At 55.0% G+C, this 7,088-nt stretch carries 8 protein-coding genes; 6 read left to right on the top strand and 2 right to left on the bottom strand.

The window, feature by feature from the left end:
* Window positions 1-157: 157 nt before the first annotated feature.
* From ppiA to argD, 5 genes are all read left to right on the top strand, one after another.
* Entirely contained in the window at window positions 158-730 is a 573-nt protein-coding gene (gene ppiA, locus VSR74_RS17780; RefSeq protein WP_347795943.1) for a peptidylprolyl isomerase A, read from the top strand.
* A gap of 105 nt (window positions 731-835) precedes the next feature.
* Entirely contained in the window at window positions 836-1,003 is a 168-nt protein-coding gene (locus VSR74_RS17785) for a YhfG family protein (RefSeq protein WP_347795944.1), read from the top strand.
* Entirely contained in the window at window positions 993-1,586 is a 594-nt protein-coding gene (locus VSR74_RS17790) for a putative adenosine monophosphate-protein transferase Fic (RefSeq protein WP_347795945.1), read from the top strand. Before VSR74_RS17785 ends, VSR74_RS17790 begins: the two co-directional genes overlap by 11 nt.
* Before the next feature lie 39 nt (window positions 1,587-1,625).
* The gene (pabA, locus tag VSR74_RS17795) at window positions 1,626-2,189 is read left to right on the top strand and encodes an aminodeoxychorismate synthase component 2 (RefSeq protein ID WP_347795946.1); all 564 of its coding nucleotides are present in this window, start codon (window positions 1,626-1,628) and stop codon (window positions 2,187-2,189) included.
* Between the two features lie 88 nt (window positions 2,190-2,277).
* Window positions 2,278-3,495, top strand: a complete 1,218-nt coding sequence (gene argD, locus VSR74_RS17800) for a bifunctional acetylornithine/succinyldiaminopimelate transaminase (protein ID WP_347795947.1) — start codon at window positions 2,278-2,280, stop codon at window positions 3,493-3,495.
* Here argD and VSR74_RS17805 read toward each other — a convergent pair.
* Complete coding sequence (locus tag VSR74_RS17805) at window positions 3,488-5,563, bottom strand: YccS/YhfK family putative transporter (protein ID WP_347795961.1); 2,076 nt, start codon at window positions 5,561-5,563, stop codon at window positions 3,488-3,490. The genes argD and VSR74_RS17805 overlap by 8 nt on opposite strands.
* Window positions 5,564-5,611: 48 nt before the next feature.
* On the bottom strand, window positions 5,612-6,244 hold the full coding sequence (gene crp, locus VSR74_RS17810; RefSeq protein ID WP_000242758.1) for a cAMP-activated global transcriptional regulator CRP: 633 nt from the start codon (window positions 6,242-6,244) through the stop codon (window positions 5,612-5,614).
* A gap of 302 nt (window positions 6,245-6,546) precedes the next feature.
* Between crp and VSR74_RS17815 the strand changes: the two genes are divergently transcribed.
* Window positions 6,547-6,951, top strand: a complete 405-nt coding sequence (locus VSR74_RS17815; RefSeq protein ID WP_347795948.1) for an OsmC family protein — start codon at window positions 6,547-6,549, stop codon at window positions 6,949-6,951.
* Window positions 6,952-7,088: the final 137 nt, after the last annotated feature.

The raw sequence follows: 7,088 nt of genomic DNA on the forward strand, positions 1-7,088 counted from the left end.
GTGATTTGAGTCACATAAAAAATGAAAAAGAACTTAGCGTCAGCCTGGTTACATCTGTTTCAAATAAGTAAACTTAAGTAAAAGTCTGGCCGGGGTGGCAAACCCTCTTTAGAATCAAGCCACTTGCCTTCTTTACTGCACCTGTTAAGGAACACTCATGCTCAAATCAACTCTGGCGGCCATGACGGCTGTTTTTGCACTCTCAGCGATCTCCCCGACGGCTTTGGCTGCAACTGGCGATCCGCATGTGCTGTTGACGACCTCCGCAGGGAATATTGAGCTGGAGCTGAACAGCCAGAAAGCGCCTGTTTCCGTTGAGAACTTCGTCAACTACGTCAACAGCGGTTTCTACAACAACACCACCTTCCACCGCGTGATCCCAGGCTTTATGGTGCAGGGCGGCGGTTTTAACGAGCAGATGCAGCAGAAGAAACCAAATCCGCCCATTAAGAACGAAGCGGACAACGGCCTGCGTAACACCCGCGGTACCATCGCGATGGCGCGTACTGCTGATAAAGATAGCGCAACCAGCCAGTTCTTCATCAACGTAGCGGATAATGCTTTCCTCGATCACGGCCAGCGTGATTTTGGCTACGCGGTATTTGGTAAGGTTGTCAAAGGGATGGACGTCGCAGATAAAATCTCCCAGGTGCAGTCTCATAATGTTGGCCCATACCAGAATGTGCCGACTAAGCCGGTGGTTATCCTCTCCGCGAAAGTCCTGCCGTAAATTCTTCTTCGCGCGGGCGATGCCGTCCGCGTGTTTTTGCCTTCCTGCATATACACAAAATGCTGCTTATACTTGTGGCAAACGGGAACAGTTCAGGGAGGCTGCATGAAAAAACTCACCGATAAGCAAAAAGCTCAACTCTGGGAAAAGACACGCAACGAGAATTTTCAGGCCAGCCGCCGCCTGGAAGGTGTTGATATCCCCCTGGTCACCCTCAGTGTCGAAGAGGCGCTGACACGCATTGAAGAATTGCGGGGGCACTATGAGCGATAAATTCGGTAATGACCGCGATCCTTATCTGTTCCCCGGTTTGAACGTGATGCGTAATAAACTGGGCATCCACGAAGCCACCCGCCTTGAGCAGGCCGCATGGGAGCTTACCTCTCTGCGCGCCGCGACCCTTGAACTGGGCCCGCAGGTGCGCGGGCTTCCCTGGCTGTGTGCCATCCATTATCAGCTCTATCAGGATGTATTTGACTGGGCTGGAAAGTACCGGGAAATCAATATCTACCACGGTGATACGCCGTTCTGCCATTTCACGCGCATTGAAAAAGAGGGCAACGCCCTGATGCAGGAACTGGAAGACGAGGACTGGCTGACGGGGCTGGAGAAAGAGGCGTTTATTGAGCGGCTGACGTGGTACTACTGCGAAATCAACGTGCTGCATCCGTTTCGCATTGGCAGCGGCCTGGCGCAGCGCATTTTCTTCGAGCAACTGGCGATTCACGCGGGCTACTCGCTGGACTGGCGGGAGATTGAACCGCTACGCTGGAACGACGCCAACCAGCAGGGGGCGATGGGGGATTTGAAACCGCTGCTGGCGTTGTTTACGAAAGTGGTGAGAGTAGCAGCCTGACCCGGTAGAATGCTCCGGTTTGCTGTAACCGGAGCCGCCATGATCCTGCTAATTGATAACTACGATTCCTTTACCTGGAACCTCTACCAGTACTTCTGCGAGCTGGGCGCTGAGGTGTTGGTCAAGCGCAATGATGACATCACTCTCGCGCAAATCGACGCGCTCAACCCGGCGAAAATCGTTATCTCCCCCGGCCCCTGTACGCCGGATGACGCGGGTATTTCGCTGGAGGTCATTCGCCATTACGCCGGAAAAACGCCGCTGCTGGGCGTGTGCCTGGGGCATCAGGCGATTGCGCAGGCATTTGGCGCGCGCATCGTGCGGGCGAAAAAAGTGATGCATGGCAAAACCTCACCCATCGCGCACAACGGGCAGGGCGTTTTTCAGGGGCTGAATAACCCGCTGACCGTCACCCGTTACCATTCCCTGCTGATCGACCCGGATACGCTACCGGAAACCTTCGAAGTGACCGCGCGCAGTGAAAGCGGCGAGATCATGGGCATTCGCCATCGCCAGTGGGATCTCGAAGGCGTGCAGTTCCACCCGGAAAGTATTCTCAGCGAACAGGGGCATGCGTTGCTGGCAAACTTCCTCAATCGCTAATTTAGTCATTGCTATCAAGTGATTTTTTATGCATATTTTGTGATTATAATTTCATAATCATTGCTGCATAATCACAGAAGGGCATGACATGACAACCAAACAACCTGCAATTACCCGCGCGACGTTCGATCAGGTGATCCTGCCAATTTATGCACCGGCGGAATTTATCCCGGTAAAAGGTAAAGGCAGCCGCGTGTGGGATCAGCAGGGGACAGAGTACGTCGATTTCGCCGGCGGGATTGCGGTGACGGCGCTGGGACATTGCCATCCGGCGCTGGTTGAAGCGCTGAAATCTCAGGGCGAAACCCTGTGGCACACCAGTAATGTGTTTACCAACGAACCGGCGCTGCGTCTGGGTCAGAAGCTGGTGGATGCTACCTTTGCCGAGCGCGTGGTGTTTATGAACTCCGGTACCGAAGCCAACGAAACCGCGTTCAAACTGGCGCGTTACTACGCCTCTACTCGTCATAGCCCGTACAAAAGCAAAATTATCGCTTTTCATAACGCTTTTCATGGCCGCTCATTCTTTACCGTTTCCGTCGGCGGGCAGCCGAAATATTCCGATGGCTTTGGCCCGAAACCGGCGGATATAGTCCACGTACCGTTTAACGATCTGCACGCGGTGGAAGCGGTGATTGACGACCATACCTGCGCGATTGTGGTTGAACCTGTTCAGGGCGAGGGCGGTGTGCTGGCCGCTACCCCGGAATTTTTACAGGGGCTGCGTGACCTGTGTGATAAGCATCAGGCGCTGCTGGTGTTTGATGAAGTACAGAGCGGGATGGGGCGTACTGGGTCGCTGTTCGCCTATATGCATTATGGCGTGACGCCGGATATCCTTACCAGCGCGAAAGCCCTGGGCGGCGGTTTCCCGATTAGCGCCATGCTCACCACCGAAGAGATCGCCAGCGCATTTCACGTCGGCTCTCACGGCTCCACTTACGGTGGCAACCCGCTGGCGTGCGCCGTCGCGGGTGCGGCATTTGATATTATCAACACGCCTGACGTGCTCGATGGCGTTCATGCCAAACGCGAGCGTTTTGTGCAGCATTTGCAGGACATCGACGCGAAGTATGATATCTTCAGCGATATTCGCGGAATGGGGCTGCTGATTGGCGCAGAATTAAAAGAACGGTACAAAGGCCGCGCCCGGGACTTCCTTTACGCCGCCGCTGACGCAGGTGTGATGGTGCTGAATGCAGGGCCGGACGTGATGCGTTTCGCGCCGTCGCTGGTGGTGGAAGAGAAAGACATCGATGATGGCATGACGCGCTTTGCGCAAGCGGTGGCCAAAGTCGTCAGTTGATATGGCGGTTTAGCCAGATACCATGCCGTGGCCGCTGACGCCATGCCACCGATGAAATGGTGTGCATGGTGTTGAGATGGCCCAGAATACGCTGAAGATGCTGTTCCATGGTGCTGAGCGGCCCGTGGGACAGCGTATCCGGCGACTCCATGATATTCACATCCCCGCTGCTTCCCGACTCATCATACTCCAGACGCTGTTGACAGCGTTGTAGGGCGATTTCACAGGATTCCAGGTAACGCTGCATCAGTTCCGGCGAGAGCGTGTCGTGCTCTCGCGCCAGCGTGGTCATGGCGTTGATATGCTCGACGATGAACTGGCTGTGCGTCACCCACAATTTCATATCTTCCAGATAGTGCGTATTAAAGCCCGGTTCCTGCATCGCCTGATTGAGCGAGTTAAACAGCGCGTTATGTGCCTGGTTGACGCGCATGCGTTGATAGGCCAGTTTTTCAGCCGGAGGATCGTCACTCAGTATTAGCTGCATGGCTTCCTGATCTGCTTCCAGCGCCGAGTGGGCATTTTTGCGCAGCAGGCCGCTTTGCCACTGCGGCCACAGCCACAGCATGCCGCCAAAGGCAATCAGGCAGCCAATAATGGTGTCGGCGAAACGCGCGACAATAAACTGCTCGCCGTTGAGCGTCAGCAATTGCAGGGTATATACCGCCGTAATGGTAAAACCGACGGTCGCCCAGCCGTAGCTTTTACGAATGATCAGATAGCTTATCAGGGTGATCACCAGCATCGCGGCCAGCGCAAACCCTTCCGGGAAGTGATAGTGCAGTGTGGCGGCGGCAATCACCAGCCCCGCCAGCGTGCCCGCCGCACGGTGGAAGATACGCACGCGCGTGGCGCCGTAACCGTTTTGCGTCACCAGCAAGACGGTCATTAAGATCCAGTAGGGTTTTGGCAGATGCAGCGCTGCGCCCATCAGGCTGGCAATGCTCAACATCACACTTAAACGGGCGGCATTACGCAGGGCGGGCGATTTCAGCGACAGATAGCTTTTCAGCGCCGGGAACAGCGGCAGGCGGCGCTCTTTATCGGCCATCAGGTTACGCGGATAAAGCGGGCGCTGATAGCGCAGGACTTTGGCGATACGGCTGAAGTGCCAGGCGCAGAACTGCCCAACCGGGTTATCCGGATGCTGGCGGGCAATTTTCTCCAGCGCGCCAGTTTGCTGATCCATATTGAAGCGCGTCGGGAAACGGTGATAAAGAATGTCATCGGCCATTACCCGCAGGCGCGCGGCGACCGTTTGCGCGTTCCAGCGAATCACCGCTTCGGCGTGGCTACGCTCGACCAGCTTTTGCACCTCTTCTGGCTGGTGCAGGCTCACCGAAATGTGCTCCTGCAAGTCCAGCCCCATCTGGAAGGCGCGCAGCAGGCGCTTGTAATCATTGTGCTGATTAGCCGCCAGCATGTGCATTTGCTGATAGCACTGGGAAATAAGATCGACCACTTTCTGCTGACGGTTAAGCAACGGCGGCAGGGCGGTATTGGGGTCGGTATGTTGCGTCAGCAGGCTATATTTGGCTTCGCAGTACTCTGCCAGTTGGCGATAAAGCAGGCTCAACGACTCGCGAAGTGGCTGTTCACGCCACAGCCAGAACCAGAACCAGTTGAACAACCCGTACCACAGCGTACCAAGCGCGTAGATAAGTAACGGTTCCCAGATGGGCATATTGCCCGCCAGGCTCAGGGTAAAAATAGCGGCAATCAGCGAGGCCGGGAGCAATCGCCCGTGCAGGGCGCTGATTTCGGCGGTAACGCCCAGCACCATCGCCAGACCAGTAAGAATAAACGGTAGCGGGATATCATCGGCCAGCAGCAGTTGCACAATCAGGCTACAACCGGCGAACAGCGACCCACCGATAATCAGGCGCTTGAAGAAACGTTTATGGGGAGTATCCAGCCCGGCAATGTTGCAGCAGGCAGGCACTAAAGAGAACAGTAAACCGTGTTGAAGCTGGCCGAGGATCAGGCCGACGGCGACCGGCAAACATAACACCAGCGTTTGCCGCAGTGCATAGTTGACTTCCGGATGGTAAATCAGCCTGCGCCACATACGAGACAAAAACGGCGTATTGCGCGAACAATACGCCGCCAGACGGGATTAACGTGTGCCGTAAACGACGATTGTTTTACCGTGTGCGGAGATCAGGTTTTGATCTTCCAGCATCTTCAGGATGCGGCCCACGGTTTCGCGGGAGCAACCGACGATCTGGCCAATTTCCTGACGGGTGATTTTGATCTGCATACCGTCCGGGTGGGTCATGGCATCCGGCTGTTTCGCCAGGTTCAGCAACGTCTGTGCGATACGACCGGTAACGTCGAGGAACGCCAGGTTGCCGACTTTCTCAGAAGTCACCTGCAGACGGCGCGCCATCTGGGAGGAGAGGCGCATCAGGATATCCGGGTTAACCTGGATGAGCTGACGGAATTTTTTGTAGGAGATTTCCGCCACTTCACAGGCGGTTTTCGCCCGAACCCAGGCGCTACGTTCCTGGCCTTCTTCAAACAGGCCTAATTCGCCGATGAAGTCGCCCTGGTTGAGGTAGGAAAGGATCATCTCTTTACCTTCCTCATCTTTGATGAGTACTGCCACGGAGCCTTTAACGATGTAGTACAGCGTTTCCGCTTTTTCACCCTGGTGAATCAGCGTGCTCTTCGATGGGTACTTATGAATGTGGCAATGAGACAAGAACCATTCGAGAGTCGGGTCTGTTTGCGGTTTGCCAAGCACCATGCGCGGTTATCCTCTGTTATAAGCTATCGCCAGCGGCATAAATCAGGCCGCCACTGGTGGAAATTATATCCTTCCCTCTACCTGGGAAGTTGGTCGTCAAAGATTGTCGCGACCAGTATGTGATGTCCTCTGCATACATGCAGTACGTTTATGTATCTCTGTAGCATCCCGACTGTTTTAGCATAGCTTTTGCCGTGTGTCTCCTGGTGTCTCGCTTCAGCATGACCCAGGTCTACTTCCATTGCGAGATTTGTTATGTGCGCGTAATCTGACAATAAAATTACAACTTTGGAGTTACAAATATGCAAGCGCGTGTGAAATGGGTTGAGGGGTTAACCTTCCTGGGTGAGTCAGCTTCCGGGCATCAAATTCTGATGGATGGCAACTCAGGCGATAAAGCGCCAAGTCCGATGGAAGTTGTGCTGATGGCGGCGGGCGGCTGTAGCGCCATCGACGTGGTGTCGATTCTGCAAAAGGGTCGTTATGACGTGACGGATTGCGAAGTTAAGCTGACCTCCGAACGTCGTGAAGAAGCGCCGCGAATGTTCACACACATTAATCTGCATTTCATCGTGACCGGCAAAGAGCTGAAAGATGCGGCGGTTTCCCGTGCGGTAGATTTGTCTGCCGAGAAATATTGTTCAGTGGCGCTGATGCTGGGCAAAGCGGTGAATATTACCCATTCTTATGAGGTGGTGGAGGGGTAAGTTGAGGGCCTCACCCCTCACCCTAACCCTCTCCCCATAGGGGAGAGGGAACCGACCGCGCTCGGGCTAATGGACTGCGCTGATTTTCTCCCTCGCCCCTTTGGGGAGAGGGCAGGGTGAGGGGCCCAGCCCGCACC

The organism is Pseudocitrobacter cyperus (assembly GCF_039889165.1).
In the GTDB taxonomy this organism is placed as follows: Bacteria; Pseudomonadota; Gammaproteobacteria; order Enterobacterales; family Enterobacteriaceae; genus Pseudocitrobacter; species Pseudocitrobacter cyperus.

Bases quoted from the DNA above. Each gene is read 5' to 3' on its own strand.
- VSR74_RS17785 (WP_347795944.1), top strand. From the start codon at position 836: ATGAAAAAACTCACCGATAAGCAAAAAGCTCAACTCTGGGAAAAGACA.
- VSR74_RS17790 (WP_347795945.1), top strand. From the start codon at position 993: ATGAGCGATAAATTCGGTAATGACCGCGATCCTTATCTGTTCCCCGGT.
- pabA (WP_347795946.1), top strand. From the start codon at position 1,626: ATGATCCTGCTAATTGATAACTACGATTCCTTTACCTGGAACCTCTAC.
- VSR74_RS17815 (WP_347795948.1), top strand. From the start codon at position 6,547: ATGCAAGCGCGTGTGAAATGGGTTGAGGGGTTAACCTTCCTGGGTGAG.
- crp (WP_000242758.1), bottom strand. From the start codon at position 6,244: ATGGTGCTTGGCAAACCGCAAACAGACCCGACTCTCGAATGGTTCTTG.
- ppiA (WP_347795943.1), top strand. From the start codon at position 158: ATGCTCAAATCAACTCTGGCGGCCATGACGGCTGTTTTTGCACTCTCA.
- VSR74_RS17805 (WP_347795961.1), bottom strand. From the start codon at position 5,563: ATGTGGCGCAGGCTGATTTACCATCCGGAAGTCAACTATGCACTGCGG.
- argD (WP_347795947.1), top strand. From the start codon at position 2,278: ATGACAACCAAACAACCTGCAATTACCCGCGCGACGTTCGATCAGGTG.